This is a genomic window from Clostridium sp. UBA1652, assembly GCF_002320975.1.
Classification (GTDB): Bacteria; Bacillota; Clostridia; order Clostridiales; family Clostridiaceae; genus Clostridium_T; species Clostridium_T intestinale.
This window is the reverse complement of record NZ_DCLI01000065.1, coordinates 1-21,091: the sequence shown is the minus strand read 5'-3', so window position 1 is coordinate 21,091 and position 21,091 is coordinate 1. Positions and strand designations below refer to the sequence as shown.

The following is a 21,091-nucleotide window of genomic DNA, read 5'->3' as shown; positions in this document are numbered from 1 at the left end:
TTTATCATAATCTTTGTCTAAAAATCTACAATTCTATTTACAAATCCTAATTACCACTATATACTGGTGTATATACAGAAGTTTAGGAGGATTATATGATGCAAAGAAATGTTACTAAAATGATTTATGCCGCACTTTTAACTGCTATATCAATTATTATTCCGCTTTATTTTGGATTTTTAAAGGTCGTTATTGGACCTTTTACAGCTACTATAGCTTCCCATGTTCCATTATTCATTGCTATGGTAATAAGTCCTGGCGTTGCAATAGCTGTAGGTGTTGGTTCTGCTATTGGTTTTACAATAACTTCTCCAGCCTTCGTAGCTGCAAGAGCTGCAATGCATACTGTGGTTGGTGGTGTTGGAGGTTATCTTATTAATAAAGGAGTTCCATTTAAATACGTAGTGCTTATAACTGCTCCAATCCATGCTATACTAGAAGCATTAGTTGTAATTCCATTTGGATACAATTTAAGCACAGCCTTGATTGTTGTAGGTATAGGAACTTTTGTACATCATTTTGTAGATGGAACAATATCCTTTGGATTAATCAAAGCATTATCTAAAAATGTTAATTTAAACTTTGATAAAGAAACTAAAAAAGTTGCATAATATAAAAAGCCATGGTTAATAAAATCCATGGCTTTTATTGTGTTTATTTTTATGATATACTCTAGAAGAAATTTTATTTAGCGAGGTATACAAATGGTATATATCATACTTGTAGCACTTATACTTTTCGACTTATATGGTGTTTATACAAATAAAAAAAATAAAAGTAACTTTATAAAACTTACTCTTATTCCACTTATCTTAATAATTTTATTGTTTGGAGCCTATGATTTGGGATACATAAACTACACTACATCATTTATTTTATTTATTCCTATTGCTCTATATTACTTTATTATATCAGGTGGAATTCCTTTTATTAAGAAAAAATAGAACTGGAAATTAATCCAGTTCTATTTTTATATATTAATAAAAGTTGCCCATATCCCTAAACTTTTTATATCTTCTACTTAAAAGTTCTTCTTTATCTAAAGCCATAAGTTCAGTCAATTCAGATAAAATCCTCTTTTTTATTCTCCAAGCAATTTTATCTGGATTTAGATGGGCTCCACCTAAAGGTTCTCTTATAACTTTATCTATTATTCCATTTCTTAATAAATCTTGTGCAGTTATTCCCATTACTTCTGCAGCCTCTTTAGCTCTTGAAGGATCTTTCCATAATATAGATGCAAAGCCTTCTGGTGTAAGTATCGAATATATGGCATGCTCTAACATCAAAATACTGTCACCAATACCTAAAGCTAAAGCTCCACCACTTCCACCTTCTCCTATAAATATTGATATTATAGGAACAGTTAATGAGAACATCTCTTTTAAATTTTGAGCTATGGCATGCCCTTGTCCTCTCTCCTCAGCTCCCATACCTGGATAAGCCCCTGGAGTATCAACTAGACATATAATGGGTCTATTAAACTTCTCAGCTTGCTTCATGAGCCTTAGAGACTTTCTATACCCTTCTGGATTTGGCATACCAAAGTTTCTTTCAATATTTTCTTTAGCATTATTTCCCTTAACTATGCCAATAATAGTTACTGGTATACCCTCTATTTTAGCTATACCACCAACTACAGACTTATCATCCCCAAAGGCTCTATCTCCATGAAGTTCAAAAAAATCTTCACATATATGATTTATATAAAATAAAGCATTCGGTCTATCTTGTTTTCTAGAAATACTAACCTTTTCCCATGCGGAAAATTTCTTGATAGATTCTCTATTCATTATTATTCACCCCATGAAGAATTAATAATTTATAAATAGTATCCTTCATACTCTTTCTATTAACTATATTGTCTATAAATCCTTTTTCTAATAGAAACTCAGCTTTTTGAAAATTATCAGGAAGTTTTTGATTTATTGTTCCTTCTATTACTCTTCTACCTGCAAAACCTATAAGAGCTCCTGGTTCGCTTAAAATTATATCGCCTTCCATTGCAAAAGAAGCCGTAACCCCTCCTGTTGTCGGATCGGTAAGCACAGTTATATAAGGTAATCCTGTTTTGTTGTAAAGATTTATAGCTCCACTGATTTTGGCCATCTGCATTAAAGAAAATATTCCTTCCTGCATTCTAGCTCCACCAGAAGTAGTAAATATTATTAATGGAAGTTTTTTATCTGTAGCTTCTTCAATTAGTCTTGTAATTTTTTCACCTACAACTGTTCCCATACTTCCCATCATGAAAGCAGAGTTCATAATTGCTATAGCTGCTTCTATTCCATTAATTTTACCTACTCCAGTTATTACAGCATCAGCTTCTCCTGTATCACTTTCAGACTTTGATAACTTTTCTTTGTATCCTTTAAATTTTAGTGGATCAACACTTCTAATATCTACTAAACTCTCTTTAAAACTATCTTCATCTACAATTAGATTTAATCTAGTTCTTGCATTTATTCTAAAATGATAATTACATTTTGTACAAACCCAATGATTATTTTCTACATCTTCCTTATAAAGAATCTCTCCACATTCGTTACATTTACGCCACATTCCATCAGGTATTATTGGCTTTTCATGATTTTCTTCTATTTTATCTCCTTTTATTGCTTCAGCAGATAAAGTTATATAAGTTCTCTTTTTTAATAAATCTCTTAGTGTCATTCAATCACCAACTTATCTTTTAAGAATGAAGTATTAAAATCTCCTCTTACAAAGTCTTCGTGTTCTAATATATCGAATTGAAAATCTATATTCGTAGTAACTCCGCCTATAGCAAATTCACCTAAAGCTCTTTTCATCTTCATTATAGCTTCTTCTCTATTTCTACCATGAACTATAAGCTTTCCTATCATTGAATCATAAATATGAGGAATTGTATATCCTTGATATATAGCTGAATCTATTCTAACTCCAAAACCGCCTGGAACAATAACCTCTTCTATTTTTCCTGGACAAGGTCTAAAGCCAAATCTAGGATCTTCTGCATTTATTCTGCACTCTATAGCATGCCCACTTATAGTTACATCCTCTTGAGTTATTTCTAATGGTATTCCAGCAGCAATTTTTATCTGCTCTTTTACTATATCTATTCCCGTTACCATTTCAGTAATAGGATGTTCAACCTGAATTCTAGTATTCATTTCCATGAAATAATAATTTCTATTTTTATCTACTAAAAATTCTATAGTTCCAGCATTTTTATAATTAACAGCTTCCGCTGCTTTTATAGCAATGTCACCCATTTCTTTTCTCAAAGCTTCATCTAAGATTAATGATGGTGCCTCTTCAATAACTTTTTGATTTTTTCTTTGAATTGAGCAGTCTCTTTCACCTAAATGAATTATATTTCCATGTTCATCTGCTAATATTTGAAACTCTATATGTTTAGGTTCTTGAATGAATTTTTCTATATATAAAGTATCATCTCCAAAACAATTCATGGCTTCAGCCTTTGCAGTAGAATATCCCTTTAAAAATTCATCATTATTAAAAGCTATTCTAATTCCTTTTCCTCCGCCACCAGCAGCTGCTTTAATCATAACAGGGAATCCTATTTCTCTAGCTATCTCTAAAGCTTGTTCTTCACTTTCTATAATTCCTTCATATCCTGGAGCTATAGGTACTCCTGCCTCTCTCATGGTTTCTCTTGCCTTAGCCTTATTCCCCATAAGATCAATAGACTCATAGTCAGGTCCTATAAACTTGATATTACATTCACTGCACATCTTAGCGAACTTAGAATTTTCTGATAAAAATCCAAAGCCTGGATGTATAGCTTCTGCACCAGTAAGTACACATGCACTTAATATATTCTGTATATTTAAATAACTACCTTTAGCAGGGCCTTTACCTATACATACAGCTTCATCAGCTAATTGAGTGTGAAGAGCTTCTCTATCAGCCTCAGAGTATACTGCTACTGTTTTTATTCCAAGTTCTCTACAAGCTCTAATTACTCTGACTGCTATTTCTCCTCTGTTAGCTATTAATATCTTCTTAAACATATAATCACCTATCCTATTGCAAATAGAATTTCTCCTTGGCAAGCTATTTGCCCATCAACTCTTGCAGTTCCTTTACCTATTCCTATAGGTCCTTTAACCTTTATTATTTCTATCTCAAGATCAAGTCTATCTCCTGGAAGAACTTTTTTCTTAAATCTTGCTTTATCTATTCCAGCAAGAAAAGCAGTTTTACCTTTAAATTCTTCTTTACTTAAAATAGAAACCGCTCCTAATTGAGCTAAAGCTTCTACTATTAATACTCCAGGCATAACTGGCATATCAGGAAAATGTCCTTGAAAAAACTCTTCATTTATAGTTAAGTTCTTAAATCCTTTTGCATAAACTCCTGGATTTACTTCTTCTACTCTATCTAAAAGTAAAAATGGATATCTATGAGGAATGATCTTTCTTATTTCATTAACATCTAACATCTTATGCTCTCCTTATCTTAAATAATGGCTGACCATACTCTACCATGCTTTCGCTTTCAACCATTACTTCAACTATTTCTCCATTTATTTCACTTTCGATTTCATTCATAAGCTTCATAGCTTCTATAATACATAAAACATCACCTTGTTTTACTTTCTTACCTTCATGAACGTAAGGATCTTTATCTGGAGATGAAGAACCATAGAAAGTTCCTACTATAGGAGACTTAACTATAAACAAGTTTTCATCTTTTATTTCTTCTTTAATTTCAACCTTTGCTTCTTGAACACTTATTGTATTATTTACAACACTTTCTTTTTGCGAAGCTGGTTCTTTATTAACAAGTTCTTTTACTTCTGAGCTTCTAGTTTGAGATTTATCCATCTTTAATGAAAAATCTCCTTGCTTTAACTCAAACAAAGCTAAATCTGATTCATCTATCATCTTAATAAGTTCTTTTACTTCTTCTATATTCATATTAAAAAACTCCTAACTCCACTTTTTAATAACTAAAGTAGCATTATGCCCACCAAATCCTAGAGAATTAGATAATGTGTATTCAACATTTTTTTCTTTCCCTACGTTAGGTACATAATCTAAGTCACATTCTTCATCTTTTTCTTTATAACCTATGGTTGGAGGTATAAATCCTTCTTCCATAGTCTTTAAGCACACAATTGCTTCTACTGCTCCTGCAGCTCCTAAAAGATGTCCTGTCATAGATTTAGTTGAAGAAACAGCTACATCATAAGCCTTCTCTCCAAAAAGATTCTTAATTGCTAATGTTTCAAACTTATCATTATAAGGTGTTGAAGTTCCATGAGCATTTATATACCCTATATCTTCTGGTTTTATTCCTGCTTCATCTATAGCTAACTTCATAGCCTTCTTTGCACCTTCACCATTTGGTGCTGGAGATGTAATATGGTATGCATCACAGTTAGAACCATAACCTACTATTTCACCATATATTTTAGCTCCTCTTTTTTGTGCATGTTCAAGGCTTTCAATTATAAGTATACCAGCCCCTTCTCCTATAACAAAACCGCTTCTATCTTTGTCAAATGGGATTGATGCTCTATTAACATCATTTAAGCTATTTAATGCCTTCATATTTGTAAAACCAGACACTCCTGATTTTGTAATAGGGGCTTCTGTTCCACCTGCTATTATTATATCACTATATCCATGTTTAATGTTTCTATAAGCTTCACCTATAGAATTAGTTCCTGAAGCACAAGCAGTTACAACAGATGTACATATACCTTGAGCTCCATATTTTATAGCAACATTTCCAGCTGCAATATTACTTATTGCCATAGGAATATATAGTGGAGAAACTCTTTTAGGTCCTTTTTCAAAAAGCTTAAAGAATTCTGTCTCCATAGTATTATATCCACCTATACCAGAACCTATAATAACTCCTAATCTATCTCTATCAACTTTTTCTAAATCTAAATCAGCATCTTTTATAGCTTCATCTGAAGCTACTAATGCAAATTGAGAAAATCTATCCATTCTTCTTGCTTCTTTTTTATCTATTACTCCATCAGTTGTAAAGTCTTTAACTTCAGCAGCAATTTTAACTTCAAATTCAGTAGTGTCAAAAGCTTTTATAAAATCTACACCATTAACACCATTTTTACAGTTATTCCAAAAGTCATTTACATTATTGCCTATAGGAGTCACAGCTCCCATTCCCGTTATAACTACTCTATTTTCCATCATTTTCTCTCCTTACATTACCATTCCGCCATCAACATTTAGAACCTGGCCAGTTATATATTGACTTTCTTCTGACATTAAAAATGCTACTGCATTAGCTACATCTTCTGCTTTTCCTAGTTTTTTTAGTGGAATATTTTTAAGAATGTCTTCTTTATATTTATCCGCTAAAACTTCTGTCATATCACTTTCAATAAATCCAGGAGCTATAGCATTTACAGTTATTCCTCTAGCCCCTATTTCTCTAGCTAAAGATTTAGTTACTCCTAATATCCCTGCTTTAGATGCTGCATAATTTATTTGTCCTACATTTCCTATTAATCCTATTACAGAGGAAATATTAACTATTCTTCCTTGTCTTGCTTTTATTAGATGTGGTGTTGCAGCTTTACAGCAGTTAAATGTTCCCTTTAAGTTAGTGTTTATAACTGCATCAAAGTCTTCTTCTTTCATTCTAAGTATTAGAGTATCCTTTGTTATTCCTGCATTATTAACTACTCCATATATGCTGCCATATATGTTTTTAGTTTCGCTTATTAGGTTTTCAGCATCTTCATATTTAGATACATCAGCTTTAACCATAGATGCTTCTCCACCTAATTCTTTTATCTCAGCTACTACTTCAGAAGCTTCTTTTTCATTACTTCTATAGTTAACAATAACATTAGCACCTATTTTACCTAGTTTTAAAGCTATAGCTTTACCTATTCCTCTATTAGCTCCAGTTACTATTATAGTTTTACCCTTTAACATATATTAAATCTCCTTTAATCCTGCAATAGTTTTTTGAAGACTCTCTAAATTTTCAACATTAAATGTTTTAACATTTCTATCTATTTTTCTTAAGAATGAACTTAGAGTCTTACCAGGTCCAATCTCAATAAATATATTAAAACCATCAGCTATCATATTCTTCATGGTTTCTTCCCATCTAACTGAACTCATCAACTGTTTTCTTAAAACTTCATTTATATTTTCACCTTGTTCATAAGGTGTTGCTGTCAAATTCTTATAGGTTTTTATCTTAGTTTCATTAACCTCTATATTTTTTAATTCTTCATATAATTTATCTCCAGCTCCCTTTAGCATTGAGCTGTGAAAAGGTGCAGATACTGGTAGTGGCATAGCTCTTCCACCAAGTTCTTTAATAATATTTACAGCTTCATCTATTGGCTTCTTTTCACCAGATAAAACTATCTGTCCTGGACAGTTATAATTAGCTACTTCTATAATTCCGTTATGTTTAACTTTATCTATTACTTCATTTATTACTTCTTCTTTTAAGTTTAGTACAGCTAACATTCCACCTATACCTATAGGAACTTCATCCTGCATAAATCTTCCTCTTTTTTTCACAAGTGGTATAGCATCTTCTAGTTTTAAACTTCCACTATAAACTAAAGCAGAGTATTCTCCTAAACTTAAACCTGCAGCACCTTCAGCTTTTATACCTTCTTCTTCAAGTGCTTTTAAAGTTGCTAAAGTAGTAGTTAATATTGCAGGTTGAGTATTTTCTGTTTTATTTAATTCTTCTTTACTTCCACTAAAACAAAGTTCCTTGATATCAAAATCTAAAAGTTCATTTGCTTTATCAAAAACCTCCATAGAAACAGGATATTTTTCAGCGATGTCTTTTCCCATTCCTGAATATTGTGCTCCTTGACCTACAAATAAAAAAGCTATTTTGTTCATTCTTATCCTCCTATTGAATAAGTCAGATATTAACTATCTGACTTTAAGGGTAATTGTTCTTATGCTATTTTCTCATTAACATATTGTACTGCGTCACTTACGCTTTTTATGTTTTCAGCATTTTCTAGTTGAATTCCAAACTCTTCTTCTAATTCTATGATTACTTGGAATAAATCTAATGAATCTGCTCCTAAATCTTCGAAAGTTGTTTCCATTGTAACTTTCTCTTCTTCGATTCCTAATTGTTCAGCTATTATAGTTTTTATTTTTTCAAATACCATTTTAATATCCTCCTAAAATTTAAGTGTATTTTACCAATTTATAATTAAGGCACCAGAGGTTAAGCCAGCGCCGAAACCTACTAAAATAATCTTTTGACCTTTTTTAAGTAATCCCTTGCTATCCATTTCATTTAAAGCTAATGGTATAGAGGCTGATGAAGTATTTCCATACCTATCTAAGTTAATATAGAACTTTTCTAAAGGAAGCTCTAATTTTTTAGCTACAAAATCTATTATCCTAACATTTGCTTGGTGTGGAACTATGTGATCAATATCATTTAAAGTTAATCCTGATTTTTCAAGAACATTATTGATGTTTTCAACCATAACTCCTGTTGCAAATTTGAATACTTCTCTTCCATTCATTGATAAAGTCTTTTTCTTTTTTTCTTCAATCTTTGAAAATGGTGAAGCTACATCTAATGCTCCAGCAGTTAAGTGCATCCACTTATCTCCTTTAGAACTTGTAACTCCTGAAACTAAGCCTTGTTCTTCTGATGCAGAAAGTATTGCAGCACCTGCCCCATCTCCAAACAATACTGCTGTAGTTCTATCTTCCCAATCAACAAGCTTTGATAGAACCTCTGATCCTATTACTAAGGCTTTTTTATAATTACCTGTTTTTATTAAAGCATCTGCTGTTATTAATCCATATACAAATCCTGAACAAGCAGCATTTAAATCAAAAGCAGTTGCATTTACAGCTTTAAGTTTATCTTGAACTAAACAAGCTACGGATGGACAAAATGCATCAGGCGATACTGTTGCTACTATTATTAAGTCTAAATCCTCCGCTTTAACACCAGACTTTTCTAGTGCTATGTTAGCTGCATTATAAGCTAAGTCAGAACAATCTTCTGTTTCGGAAATCCTTCTTTCTTTAATTCCAGTTCTACTGATTATCCATTCATCTGATGTATCCATTATCTTGCTTAAATCTTCATTTATAACTACATTAGAGGGTGCATATCCCCCTATTGAAAGCATCTTACTGTATAACATAAAGATCTCCTTTTATTAAAAATTATTTTTCTCCTTAAAAAAGGTAGCTAACTGATTAAGAGATTCTATTAGAATTTCCTCATGTGCTGGGTCTAAACCCTTAACCACATCTTTAATCATATCGCTATGAAACTTTTCATGAAGCCTATAGGCAAGCTTTCCTTTTTTGGTTAATTGAACTTGAACTACTCTTCTATCTTCTTCAATTCTCTGTCTATCTACATACCCTTTTTTTATTAACTTATTTATAGCTGTAGTAAGTGTACCTAAAGTTATCTTTAAATCTCCAGCTACCTCTGACATGTTTCTAGGTTTATACATTCCAATAGCTTCTATAGTATGTATTTCTGTTACTGACAGATCATTTAAAGGACCTGTTCTTAAAGTTTTCTGTTCAATTAGTAGTATGTCATTAAATATATGTACTAAAAGCTCGTTTATCACACGCTCTTTATAATCCATTAACCCCTCTCCTTTGTTAATTAAGAAAGTCTTCTTATTTATTCCTCATGTATACTTTGACAATCAAAGCACTTATTTTGATAATCAAAATATACTATAGTTAAAATACTTTGTCAACTGAAAAGATAATAATTTACCAAGTATTGAAAATTTGTTAACTTTTATTATTAATGTTCAATATAAAAAAAATGAGCCCCTTAAGGGCTCAAAAATAATAACTACTATTAGTTCTATATTAAAATCTTCTATCTCTTATTACATCTCTCAAATCTCTTGGCATTAATTCCTGATGAGTAAAATTAAAATTCTTTACAATCTTTTTTATAAATTCTTTTACTTTAATCATAATCCCATCTCCTTTTGAATAGTGCTCTCATATTCTTTATACTATTATCATATGGTGAAGTCAATGAATTAAAGCACCAAAATATGTGAAAGTTTTTAAGGATTTAATAAAATAACTCTTATAATTTTCTAGTTAATTGTATACATTGTCAACAAATCTCTAATATTTTTATTAATTTACTACCATGCTTTTTTGTCACCTATTTTAATCCTTTTACAAAACAAAAAAGTGTTGCTGTAAATTATTACGCAACACTTTTTTAAACTTAAAATGTATGTTTATATTTCCCCAATATCATTTCTATAATACATTCCCTCAAATTTAACTGATTGAATTTTATTATACGCTTCTTTTTTTGCAAGTTCTGGTGTTTCTGCTATTCCTACTACGGATAAAACTCTTCCTCCAGATGTAACTAAATTTCCATCCTGAATTTTTCCCCCAGCTACAAATACATTATTTTTCACTTCTTCATTTATAGTTATAATTTTTCCTTTTTCATAGTCTCCTGGATAACCTTTTGAAGCTAAAACCACATTTACACAAGTTCCATTAGTCCACTCTATAGGAAAGCTTTCTAATCTATCCTCTAAAGATGCTTCTATAAGCTCTAGTAAATCACTTTCCATTAATGATAAAAGACTTTGAGTTTCAGGGTCTCCCATTCTTACATTGTATTCTAGAAGTTCCACACCCTTTTTAGTTATCATTATCCCAAAAAAGATTATTCCTCTATAATCAAATCTTTCTTCTTTGATTCCAGTTAAAGTAGGTATTAAAATATTATCATTAAAATCTTTTAATACTTCCTCAGTTACAAATGGATTTGGAGCTATAACTCCCATACCACCAGTGTTAGGTCCTTTTCCGCCATCAAAAATCTGCTTATGATCCTTTGCTGAGATAAACGGAACTATGGTATTTCCATCTACTATAGATATAATTGAAGCTTCTACCCCCTCTAGAAAATCCTCAATTATTATTTTTTTGCCTGCTCCATTAAATATATCATCAACCATAAAGCTATATATAGCATCCTCAGCTTCTTTTTTAGTAAAGCATATACTTACACCTTTACCTGCTGCAAGTCCATCAGCTTTTACTACTAAAGGATATTCTGATTGGTTTAAGTACTCTAAAGCTTTTAGATGATCATAAAACTCTTTATACCCTGCTGTTTTAACTCCATATTTCTGCATAAACTCCTTAGAGAAGCTTTTGCTGCCTTCAAGCATAGCAGCTTTTTGTTCTGGTCCAAATATTTTAAGAGAAGCCTTTTTAAATTTATCTACTATTCCATTTATTAATGGTTCCTCTGGTCCAACTACTGTTAAATATATGTCGTTTTCTTTAGCAAAACTAACTAGTTCATCTATATCTGTAATATTTATGTTTTCACATTTATTCTCTAAAGCAGTTCCACCATTTCCTGGAGCTACATATATCTTCTCTACCTTTTCATTTTTAGCAAGTTTCCAAGCTATTGCATGTTCTCTTCCACCTGCACCTATTAATAATAATTTCATAAAGCCCCTCCAAAAATTAATGTTTGAAATGTCTTATTCCAGTAAACACCATGCTTATACCAAGCTCATTACATTTGTCTATAGAATCCTTATCTCTCATAGATCCACCTGGCTGAATTATTGCTTTAATACCATTTTTTGAAGCTTCTTCAACTATATCACTAAATGGGAAGAAGGCATCTGAAGCTAATATTGTAGCACCAGCTCCTCTTTTTAACGCATCAATAGTAGGCCAAATCCTATTTACTTGTCCTCCGCCTATTCCTGTTGCTTTATAGTTATTTATTACTACAATTGCATTAGATTTAACGTATTTAACGACCTTCATACCAAATATCAACTGTTCTAGTTCTTCTTTAGATGGTTGTTTTTCAGTAACTACCTTTATTTCATCGATTAATTTTTGGTCCTCTTCTTGAACAAGCATTCCTCCATCAACAGTTACCATAAACTTTTTATCCTTAGGAGCCTTATTCATTTTAATTACTCTAAGATTCTTTTTAGTTCTTAAAACCTCTAAAGCATCCTCATCAAAGTCTGGTGCTGCTACTATTTCAAGGAATATCTTCACCATTTCTTCAGCTGTTTTTTTATCAACCTTCTTATTTAAAGCCACTATTCCACCAAAAATTGAAGTTGGATCACATTCATAAGCTTTAATATATGCATCATAAGAATCTTCACCTATAGCAACTCCACAAGGAGTGTTATGCTTAAGTGCACAGCAAGTAGTTTCTTCAAACTCTGAGGTAACCTTCCAAGCTATATCTAAATCCTTTATATTATTGTAAGATAATTCTTTACCATTTAAGATTTCAAAACCATTCATGGCCCCATCTACCATAGTCGAGCCATAATAAGCTGCGCTTTGATGTGGATTTTCTCCATATCTTAAATCCTGAAGCTTCTTATAAGATACTGAAAGATACTCTGGGTATTCTTCATCTAATAAAAAGTTAGCTATAGCTCCATCATAAGCGCTCATCAAATTAAATACCTTACCAGCTAAAAGTTTTTTAGTTTTTAAAGACACTTCGTTAGAAGTTTCAAGCTCTTCTTTAACCCTAGCATAGTCTTTTACATCACTTATAACAGTAACATCCTTAAAGTTTTTAGCTGCTGCTCTAAGCATTGTAGGTCCACCAATATCAATAAACTCAACTTTTTCATCAAATTCTAAATCTTCTTTTACCTTTTCAAAAAAAGGATATAGGTTAACAACAACCATATCTATAGTATTAATATCATGTTCAGCTATGGTTTTCATATGTTCTTCATTATCTCTTATTGCAAGTATTCCTCCATGAATCTTAGGATGAAGAGTTTTTACTCTTCCGTCTAACATCTCTGGAAAATCAGTTACTTCATTTATTTCAACTACCTTAACCCCATTTTCTTTTAAATATTTATAAGTACCTCCAGTTGAAATAATTTCTACATCTTTAGCTTCTAAAAATTTTGAAAAATCTAAAATACCATCTTTATTAAAAACACTAATTAATGCTCTTTTAATCATTGTTATCCTCCTTATATTATATAACATCTACCATTTTCTATTTTTACTTTTCCTTCTGAGATAAGTTTTATAGCTTCTGGCAAAATCCTATGCTCTTCTACTAATATTCTCTCTTGTAGCTCCTTTGGAGTATCCTCCTGAAGCACTGGCACAACCTTTTGAAGAAGTATTTCGCCCCCATCTACCTCTTCATTTACAAAATGCACTGTACACCCTGAGTATTTAACCCCTTTTTTTATAGCAGCTTCATGAACCTTTATTCCATACATTCCTCCGCCACAAAAGGAAGGAATAAGAGAAGGATGAATATTTATTATCCTATTTCTAAACTCCTTTAATATCTCTCCATCTAATATAGAAAGATATCCCGCAAGAACAATTAAATCTACTTTATTTTTTATAAGGTCTAAAATCTTATTTGAAATTTCTCTTTTATATTCTTTTCTGTCAAAGCTTATTGCCTCTATACCATTAACCCTAGCTCTTTCTAAACCGTAAGCCTTCTCAGAGTCTGCAATAACATATTTAATTTCACAATCTAGGCTACCATCTTTAACCCCATCAATAATAGCTTGGAGATTGCTTCCCCCTCCTGAAACTAAAACTGCTATTCTAAGCAAACTCCTTCACCTCCTGCTTTAACATATCCTATCTCATATGCCTTTTCTCCTAAAGCATTTAATTCCTCAATAACCTTATTTGCATCTTCTTTATTTACACAAAGCATAAAGCCTATACCCATGTTGAAAGTGTTATACATGTTACTTTTTTCTGCGCCCTTTTCTATTAACAAGTTAAAAATATCTGGTAGTGGATATGAATCCTTTTTTATAACTGCTGTTTGATTTTCTTTAGTAAACATTCTTGGAACATTTTCTATAAATCCTCCACCAGTTATGTGAGCCATTCCTTTAATCTCATATTTATCTAATAAACTTAATATAGGTTTTACATATATTTTTGTAGGAGTTAAAAGTGTTTTCCATATCTCTTCTCCATTATATTTTTCAAAAATATCTGGGAAAAGTTTTCTAACTAATGAAAATCCATTTGAATGAACCCCAGAAGATGCAAGGCCTATAAGAACATCTCCTTCATTTATATTACTTCCATTTATTATTTTGTCCTTATCAACTATTCCAACAGCAAAACCTGCTATATCATATTCTCCTTCTTTATAAAACCCTGGCATTTCTGCTGTTTCTCCACCAATAAGAGAAGCATCAGACTCAAGGCATCCATCACAAACCCCTTTTACTATTTCACTAGCCACATTTGCATCTAATTTTCCGCAAGCTATATAGTCTAAGAAAAACAGTGGTTTTGCTCCATGACAAAGAATATCATTTACACACATAGCAACGCAGTCTATTCCAACAGTATCATATTTTTTGCTTTTAAATGCTAGCTCAAGCTTAGTTCCAACTCCATCTGTTCCTGAAACTAATACTGGTTTTTTATAACCTTCTGGAAGTTCAACCATTCCTGCAAAACTTCCAAGTCCATTTAAAACATAATTAGACAATGTCTGCTGTGCGTATTTTTTTATTAAATCCACACTTTTGTAACCTTCTTCTATATTTACTCCTGAATCCTTATAAGTTAGCATGCTGATCCTACCTTTCCAAATAATTTTTATCTATTTCAATAGGTGTACTCACTGGGTACTTACCATTTAAACAACCTAAACAAAATCCATTAATACTGTTATTGCCTAAAGATTCTTTAAGTCCATCAAGGCTTAAATATGCTAAAGAGTCACAGCCTATGAAATCACATATTTCTTCTGTAGTCTTATTTGCCCCAATAAGTTCTTTTCTATAGGAAATATCTATTCCAAAATAACATGGAAATTGTACAACTGGCGACGCCACTCTAAAATGAACTTCTGTTGCCCCAGCTTTTCTTAATGATTCTATTAAATGTCTTGAAGTAGTTCCTCTAACTATTGAATCATCTATAAGTACAACCCTTTTACCTTCAACATTGCACTTTAGAGGATTAAGTTTAACAGAAACCGCTCTTTCTCTAAGTTCTTGACTTGGTGTTATAAAAGTTCTTCCAACATATCTATTTTTAACAAACCCCATGTCAAAAGGTATTCCAGATGCTTTTGAATATCCAACAGCTGCTGGTATTCCTGAGTCAGGTACTCCTATAACTACATCAGCCTCTATTGGAGCTTCTCTAAATAATTGTTCACCAGCTCTTACCCTTGATTGATGAACATTTATCCCATCAATAACTGAATCAGGTCTTGCAAAATAAATGTATTCAAAAGCACATGTATGTCCTCCTGTTTTTTCAGAATAACTAATGCTCTTTACCCCATTTTCATCTATTATTACAATTTCACCTGGCTCAATATCTCTTATAAATTCAGCACCTATAGTGTCAAATGCACAACTTTCTGATGTTAATACATAACCTTCATCTATTTTGCCTAAACATAAAGGTCTTATTCCATATGGATCTCTTACACCTATAAGTTTATCCTTTGTTTCAATAACCATAGCGAAAGATCCCTTTATAGCTCCAATAGCATCATAAACAGCTGCCTCTATTCCCTTATTTACACCTCTAGCTATAAGACTTATTACTACCTCTGTGTCTATAGTTGTATGAAATACATATCCTACATCCTCAAGAAGTCCTCTAAGCATATCTACATTAACAAGATTTCCATTGTGAGCTACAGCAATTGAACCTAGTTTATAACTAGAAAGTAAAGGCTGAGCATTTTCAACCTTAGTTGATCCTGTAGTTGAATATCTTACATGACCTATAGCAATATCACCTTTTAATTTATTTATATCCTTTTCAGTAAAAGCTTCTGTTAATAATCCTAAATCTTTATGAAGCTTAATCTCTTCTCCATTTGATACCGCAATTCCAGCACTTTCTTGTCCTCTGTGTTGAAGAGCATATAGACCATAATAAGTAAGTCTAGCTACATCCACTCCTCCATTTGTGTAAACACCAAAAACACCACATTCTTCTTTGAACTTATCAACATTTGGATCAATTAGCATAACTAAACCTCTCTCTTACTTAATATTTTTAATTCTGTTTAGAATTTCTATATAGGCGTCTTTAACATTTCCAAGATCTCTTCTGAATCTATCTTTATCAAGCTTTTCGTTAGTTGTTGCATCCCAGAATCTGCAAGTATCTGGAGATATTTCATCTGCTAAAATTATCTTTCCTTTATATCTACCAAACTCTAGCTTAAAGTCTATAAGCTTTATATTAAGGTTTAGGAAAACTTCTTTTAAAACTTCATTAATCTTATCTGTAATTTCATATATTGTATCTAATTCCTCAAAACTAGCTGCTCCTATTGCTACAGCGTGATAATCATTTATAAGAGGATCTCCTAATGAATCATCTTTATAACAGATTTCAAATACTGTGGTTTTAAGTTCAGTCCCTTCTTCAAGTCCTAATCTTTTAGCCATACTTCCAGCAGCTACATTTCTAACTATTACTTCAAGAGGTACTATTTCAACTTTTTTGCAAAGCTGATCTCTTTCGCTTAGTTTTTTTATAAAATGTGTTTCAATTCCCTTTTCATTTAATACCTCAAATAGCAATGAAGTTATTTCATTGTTTAAAGCACCCTTATCTTCTATACTTCCCTTTTTCTCCCCATTAAAAGCTGTGGCATCATCCTTATAATAAACTATGATTTCATCTTCTTTTTCTGTAGAAAATATCTGTTTTGCTTTTCCTTCATACATCATTTCTAATTTTTCCATTATAATTCTACTCCTCCACTACTATTTAAAGTAATTTACTCCACCTTCAAATATTTTTTGATCAAAGTTTCCGAATACATTTTTATATAAATTTTCTCCGATTCTTTCTGAATGAGCCATTTTACCTAATATCCTTCCGTTTGGTGAGGTTATTCCCTCTATTCCAACTACCGCTCCGTTAGGATTAAATGGCATATTAAGAGATACATTTCCTTCATTATCAACATATTGAGTAGCTATTTGCCCGTTCTTAATTAATTCTTCTAAAACCTCTTCTGATGCTACAAATCTTCCTTCTCCATGAGATATTGGAACTGTATGAATATCTCCTAAGTTTACCTCTGAGAACCATGGTGATATTTTAGAAGTAATTTTAGTTTTTACTAATGAGTTCATATGTCTTCCTATATTGTTATAAGTTAATGTAGGCATATAATCTTGCATATCCCTTATTTCTCCATATGGAAGTAAACCTAACTTAACTAGAGCTTGGAAGCCATTGCATATTCCTAAAATTAATCCATCTCTATTATTTAAAAGATCCATAACAGCATCTTTAATTCTTTCATTTCTAAATACCGTAGCTATAAATTTACCTGAACCATCTGGTTCATCAGCCGCTGAAAACCCACCAGGTATCATGATGATTTGAGAATTTCTTATTTCTTTCTCTAAAGTATTTATTGAATCAATAAGCATCTCCTTATTTAAGTTTCTAAATAAAACTTGTTTTGACTCCCCACCAGCTTTATTAAAGGCTCTTTCACAATCATCTTCACAGTTATTTCCTGGGAATACAGGTATAACTACTTTTGGTTTAGCTATTTTTATAACTGGAGTTTTTATTTCTTTAATTATAGAAGGAACAGCTTTTACTTCCTCATTAACTTTAGAAGTTTCACTTTTAAATACTCCTTCAAATTTATCTTTCCATACCTTAACTAGTTCATTTAAAGGAAGTTTTTCTCCATCTACATCTATAATTCTTTCTTCTATTGTTTCCCCAATTACCTTAAAGTTAGTTCCTTTAAAGCTTTCCTCTATATTTACATCTTCCTTAACTTCAAGTAATAGGCTTGCTGGACTTATATTAAATAACTCTTCATCTGAAAGATTACAAACCTTAGCCCCTATTCCATTTCCTAAAGCCATTTTTACTAAAGCTTCTGAAACGCCACCAAACTTAATGCTAAAGGAAGATACAACTTTTTTAACTTTAATTAATTCAACTACTTTATCCATATTAGCTTTAAACTCTTCAAGATTTAACATCTCTTCATCATCTCTTGAGGTTTTAACTAAAACTAATTTAGAATTAATGTTTTTAAATTCTGGTGATATTATATTGTCTGCTTTTTCTAAAGCTACTGCAAAAGATACTAAGGTTGGAGGTACATCTAAATCCCCAAAACTTCCTGACATTGAATCTTTTCCCCCAATAGCAGCTAATCCTAATTCTTTTTGTACTTTAAATGCTCCAAGTAAAGCTCCAAAAGGCTTGCCCCATCTTTCCTTTTTAGTTCCTAGTCTTTCAAAATACTCTTGGAAGGTTAAATAAGTTTTCTTATAATCTCCTCCCATAGAAACCATCTTAGTAAGCGACTCTATTACTGAATAAAATCCCATATGATATGGACTCCATACCCCAATCTCTGGATTAAATCCAAAAGTCATAAGTGTAGCATCCTTAGAAGTTCCATCCTCTGTAGGAACCTTAGCTGCCATTCCTTCTGCTGGAGTTAATTGACTTTCCCCTCCAAAAGGCATTAAAACTGTGTTTCCTCCTATTGTAGAATCAAATCTATCAACTAATCCTTTTTGAGATGCCACATTCAAGCTCTCCAAAACCTTCAGGAAGTTTTCTCTCTTACTTCCTTTAACCTCTTTATTAAATACGGAAGCCTTCTCCCCTGGAAGATTTACCTTAACATCAGTATAAGCTTTAGCCCCATTAGTATCTAAAAATTCTCTCTTTAAATCTACTATTAAATTCTCTCTCCAGAACATTCTTACTCTTTTTTTATCAGTAACCTCAGCAACTATTGTTGCTTCTATGTTTTCTTCCTGTGCATACTTTATGAAGGTTTCAGCATCCTCTTTTTCAACAACTACTGCCATTCTTTCTTGCGATTCTGATATTGCAAGTTCTGTTCCATCTAAACCATCATACTTTTTAGGAACTCTATCTAAATTTATATCTAACCCTTCACTTAGTTCTCCTATAGCAACTGCAACCCCACCAGCTCCAAAGTCATTGCATCTTTTAATTAGGTTTGCAACCTCTTTTTTTCTAAATAGTCTTTGAAGTTTTCTTTCTGTTGGTGCATTACCTTTTTGAACCTCTGCACCACAAACTTCAATAGATTCTTCAGTATGTTCTTTAGAAGAACCTGTAGCTCCACCTATTCCATCTCTTCCGGTTCTTCCACCCAATAGTATTACTATATCCCCTGGATTTGGTCTTTCTCTTCTAACATTTTCAAATGGAGTAGCTGCTATAACTGCACCAATTTCCATTCTCTTAGCTTTATAGTTGTTATGGTATATTTCAGCTACTTGACCTGTAGCTAAACCTATTTGGTTACCATAAGAACTGTATCCATGAGCTGCCCCTAAAGTTATAGTTCTTTGAGGAAGTTTTCCCTTTAAAGTGTCTTTGATATTTTCAGTAGGATCACCAGATCCAGTTACTCTCATAGCTTGATAAACGTAACTTCTGCCTGAAAGTGGATCTCTTATAGCCCCACCAAGGCATGTAGCTGCACCACCAAAAGGTTCTATCTCCGTTGGGTGGTTATGTGTTTCATTTTTAAACATTATTAAGTAATCAAAAATGCCCTTATCTGTTTCAACCTTAGCTTTAATTGAGCAAGCATTTATTTCTTCTGACTCATCTAAATCCTTCAATAAACCTTTTTTTCTAAGCTCCTTAGTTGCTAGGACAGCTATGTCCATTAAACATATATCTTTTGGAGAATCTCCATAAACATATTCTCTTGATTTTCTATATTCCTCAAAACTATTTATTAAAGCTTTATTATAGGTTCCTTCTTCAATTTCTATGTTATTAATTGTGGTCAAGAACGTAGTATGTCTACAGTGATCAGACCAATAGGTATCTATAACCTTTATTTCTGTAATATATGGATTTCTATTTTCTTTTTTAAAATACTCTTGGATGAGTAAAAGATCCTCTAGAGTCATAGCTAGGGAAAGTTCTTTATGAAATGCTTCAATTCCTTCTTTAGTTAATGCTATAAATCCCTCAAGGATTTTAACATCTTCTGGAATTGAATTTACTGTGAAAAGCTCACTTGAATTTATTTCAACTTCTCTTGAATCAACTGGATTTATATAATAAGATTTTATCTTTTCTTTATCTTCTTCTGATAGTTCACCTTTTATAATAATTACCTTTGCAGACTTTACTTTAATCTTCTCTCCTGCTGTTAATATTTCATAACACTCCTCAGCAGATGCTGCTCTTTGATCATATTGTCCTGGAAGATATTCTACACAAAATCCCCATTCATCACCTTTTAAATTAATTTTCTCTAAAGAAACTTTATCTACCATTGGTTCGGAAAATATTGAGTTTATAGCTTTTTCTTCAAACTTTTCTTGTAAATCACCAACTGTGTATTTGTTTATAACTCTTACTGATTTTATTCCTTCAATTAATAGATTACTGGTAAAGTCTTCATATAAGCCTTTTCCCTCAACTTCAAAGCCAGATTTTTTTTCCACAAATATAGTTTTTATCTTTGACATGATAAACCCCCAATTGTATTTTTACAGTAATATGAAGCATGAAATTTATCCAACAGACTTTGAAAAATCAAAGTACAATTGGATTAAAATTTATATCACATGTACTGCTAACTTAGACCTTATTTCAACCTAAGATTACCATTGAGCTTCAAAAAAGTCAACTAAATATACCAAAAATCATTTTTCTTTCGTCTTATAACGTATTTTAAATTCATTTTTTATATTTATAATTCGTATTGTAAGCGCTTTTACTCAATTTTGTTAAATTCCTATTACCATTTAAATATTTTTCTCAACTTCTAAATTTATAAATTTGTGATTTTCTGAGTTTCTGATTTTCTAAACTTCTGAGTTTCTGCACTTCTATATCGAGTAGGTGAACCTCAGGAAAAAAAATCCTGAGGTCTTTCCTCTCACAGAACCGTGCATGCGGACCACGCACACGGCTCTTGGCAAATCTCCATCTTTATTCATAATAAAGATGCAAAACTTTGGTTTCTACTTTAGATATGTCAAATAGTTTGATTTCATCAAACCAAGCGTTTGGAAGTGCCTTACTAATTA

20 protein-coding genes are annotated in these 21,091 nt (G+C 31.8%); 2 read left to right on the top strand and 18 right to left on the bottom strand.

The window, feature by feature from the left end; all coding sequences use genetic code 11:
* The first annotated feature begins 98 nt into the window (after positions 1-98).
* Both B3N22_RS12625 and B3N22_RS12620 read left to right on the top strand, forming a co-directional pair.
* Positions 99-611 carry an ECF transporter S component gene (locus B3N22_RS12625; RefSeq protein ID WP_181603702.1) on the top strand — a complete coding sequence of 171 codons (513 nt, stop codon included), beginning with the start codon at positions 99-101 and terminating at the stop codon, positions 609-611.
* Between the two features lie 93 nt (positions 612-704).
* Positions 705-944: a hypothetical protein gene (locus B3N22_RS12620; protein ID WP_021802309.1), complete on the top strand. Its 240-nt coding sequence runs from the start codon at positions 705-707 to the stop codon at positions 942-944.
* Between the two features lie 33 nt (positions 945-977).
* Here B3N22_RS12620 and B3N22_RS12615 read toward each other — a convergent pair whose 3' ends face one another.
* From B3N22_RS12615 to B3N22_RS12530, 18 genes are all read right to left on the bottom strand, one after another.
* The gene (locus B3N22_RS12615; protein WP_021802310.1) at positions 978-1,793 is read right to left on the bottom strand and encodes an acetyl-CoA carboxylase carboxyltransferase subunit alpha; all 816 of its coding nucleotides are present in this window, start codon (positions 1,791-1,793) and stop codon (positions 978-980) included.
* Positions 1,786-2,673, bottom strand: a complete 888-nt coding sequence (gene accD / locus B3N22_RS12610; protein WP_286907613.1) for an acetyl-CoA carboxylase, carboxyltransferase subunit beta — start codon at positions 2,671-2,673, stop codon at positions 1,786-1,788. The genes B3N22_RS12615 and accD overlap by 8 nt, the downstream gene beginning before the upstream one ends.
* Positions 2,670-4,016, bottom strand: coding sequence for an acetyl-CoA carboxylase biotin carboxylase subunit (locus B3N22_RS12605; RefSeq protein WP_073015688.1), 1,347 nt, complete (start codon positions 4,014-4,016; stop codon positions 2,670-2,672). Before B3N22_RS12605 ends, accD begins: the two co-directional genes overlap by 4 nt.
* A gap of 8 nt (positions 4,017-4,024) precedes the next feature.
* Positions 4,025-4,447 carry a 3-hydroxyacyl-ACP dehydratase FabZ gene (gene fabZ, locus B3N22_RS12600; RefSeq protein ID WP_073015686.1) on the bottom strand — a complete coding sequence of 141 codons (423 nt, stop codon included), beginning with the start codon at positions 4,445-4,447 and terminating at the stop codon, positions 4,025-4,027.
* 1 nt (position 4,448) lies between these two features.
* Positions 4,449-4,925, bottom strand: a complete 477-nt coding sequence (gene accB / locus B3N22_RS12595) for an acetyl-CoA carboxylase biotin carboxyl carrier protein (RefSeq protein WP_286907611.1) — start codon at positions 4,923-4,925, stop codon at positions 4,449-4,451.
* Between the two features lie 12 nt (positions 4,926-4,937).
* On the bottom strand, positions 4,938-6,173 hold the full coding sequence (gene fabF, locus B3N22_RS12590) for a beta-ketoacyl-ACP synthase II (protein ID WP_073015682.1): 1,236 nt from the start codon (positions 6,171-6,173) through the stop codon (positions 4,938-4,940).
* A gap of 12 nt (positions 6,174-6,185) precedes the next feature.
* A complete protein-coding gene (fabG, locus tag B3N22_RS12585) occupies positions 6,186-6,926 on the bottom strand; it encodes a 3-oxoacyl-[acyl-carrier-protein] reductase (RefSeq protein WP_286907608.1) in 741 nt (246 codons plus the stop codon).
* A gap of 3 nt (positions 6,927-6,929) precedes the next feature.
* Entirely contained in the window at positions 6,930-7,865 is a 936-nt protein-coding gene (gene fabD / locus B3N22_RS12580; protein WP_286907606.1) for an ACP S-malonyltransferase, read from the bottom strand.
* Positions 7,866-7,924: 59 nt separating this feature from the next.
* Positions 7,925-8,146, bottom strand: a complete 222-nt coding sequence (acpP, locus tag B3N22_RS12575; RefSeq protein ID WP_021802318.1) for an acyl carrier protein — start codon at positions 8,144-8,146, stop codon at positions 7,925-7,927.
* Between the two features lie 30 nt (positions 8,147-8,176).
* Positions 8,177-9,148, bottom strand: a complete 972-nt coding sequence (locus B3N22_RS12570; protein WP_073015676.1) for a beta-ketoacyl-ACP synthase III — start codon at positions 9,146-9,148, stop codon at positions 8,177-8,179.
* Between the two features lie 15 nt (positions 9,149-9,163).
* Entirely contained in the window at positions 9,164-9,610 is a 447-nt protein-coding gene (locus B3N22_RS12565; RefSeq protein WP_073015674.1) for a MarR family winged helix-turn-helix transcriptional regulator, read from the bottom strand.
* A gap of 624 nt (positions 9,611-10,234) precedes the next feature.
* On the bottom strand, positions 10,235-11,482 hold the full coding sequence (purD, locus tag B3N22_RS12560) for a phosphoribosylamine--glycine ligase (protein WP_286907602.1): 1,248 nt from the start codon (positions 11,480-11,482) through the stop codon (positions 10,235-10,237).
* A gap of 16 nt (positions 11,483-11,498) precedes the next feature.
* A complete protein-coding gene (gene purH, locus B3N22_RS12555; RefSeq protein WP_286907599.1) occupies positions 11,499-12,998 on the bottom strand; it encodes a bifunctional phosphoribosylaminoimidazolecarboxamide formyltransferase/IMP cyclohydrolase in 1,500 nt (499 codons plus the stop codon).
* Positions 12,999-13,009: 11 nt separating this feature from the next.
* A complete protein-coding gene (gene purN / locus B3N22_RS12550) occupies positions 13,010-13,618 on the bottom strand; it encodes a phosphoribosylglycinamide formyltransferase (protein ID WP_286907597.1) in 609 nt (202 codons plus the stop codon).
* Complete coding sequence (gene purM, locus B3N22_RS12545) at positions 13,606-14,607, bottom strand: phosphoribosylformylglycinamidine cyclo-ligase (protein WP_286907595.1); 1,002 nt, start codon at positions 14,605-14,607, stop codon at positions 13,606-13,608. Before purM ends, purN begins: the two co-directional genes overlap by 13 nt.
* Positions 14,608-14,614: 7 nt before the next feature.
* Positions 14,615-16,030 carry an amidophosphoribosyltransferase gene (gene purF / locus B3N22_RS12540; protein WP_286907593.1) on the bottom strand — a complete coding sequence of 472 codons (1,416 nt, stop codon included), beginning with the start codon at positions 16,028-16,030 and terminating at the stop codon, positions 14,615-14,617.
* A gap of 15 nt (positions 16,031-16,045) precedes the next feature.
* Entirely contained in the window at positions 16,046-16,756 is a 711-nt protein-coding gene (purC, locus tag B3N22_RS12535) for a phosphoribosylaminoimidazolesuccinocarboxamide synthase (RefSeq protein WP_286907592.1), read from the bottom strand.
* 21 nt (positions 16,757-16,777) lie between these two features.
* Complete coding sequence (locus tag B3N22_RS12530) at positions 16,778-20,527, bottom strand: phosphoribosylformylglycinamidine synthase (protein ID WP_286907590.1); 3,750 nt, start codon at positions 20,525-20,527, stop codon at positions 16,778-16,780.
* Between the last annotated feature and the right edge of the window lie 564 nt (positions 20,528-21,091).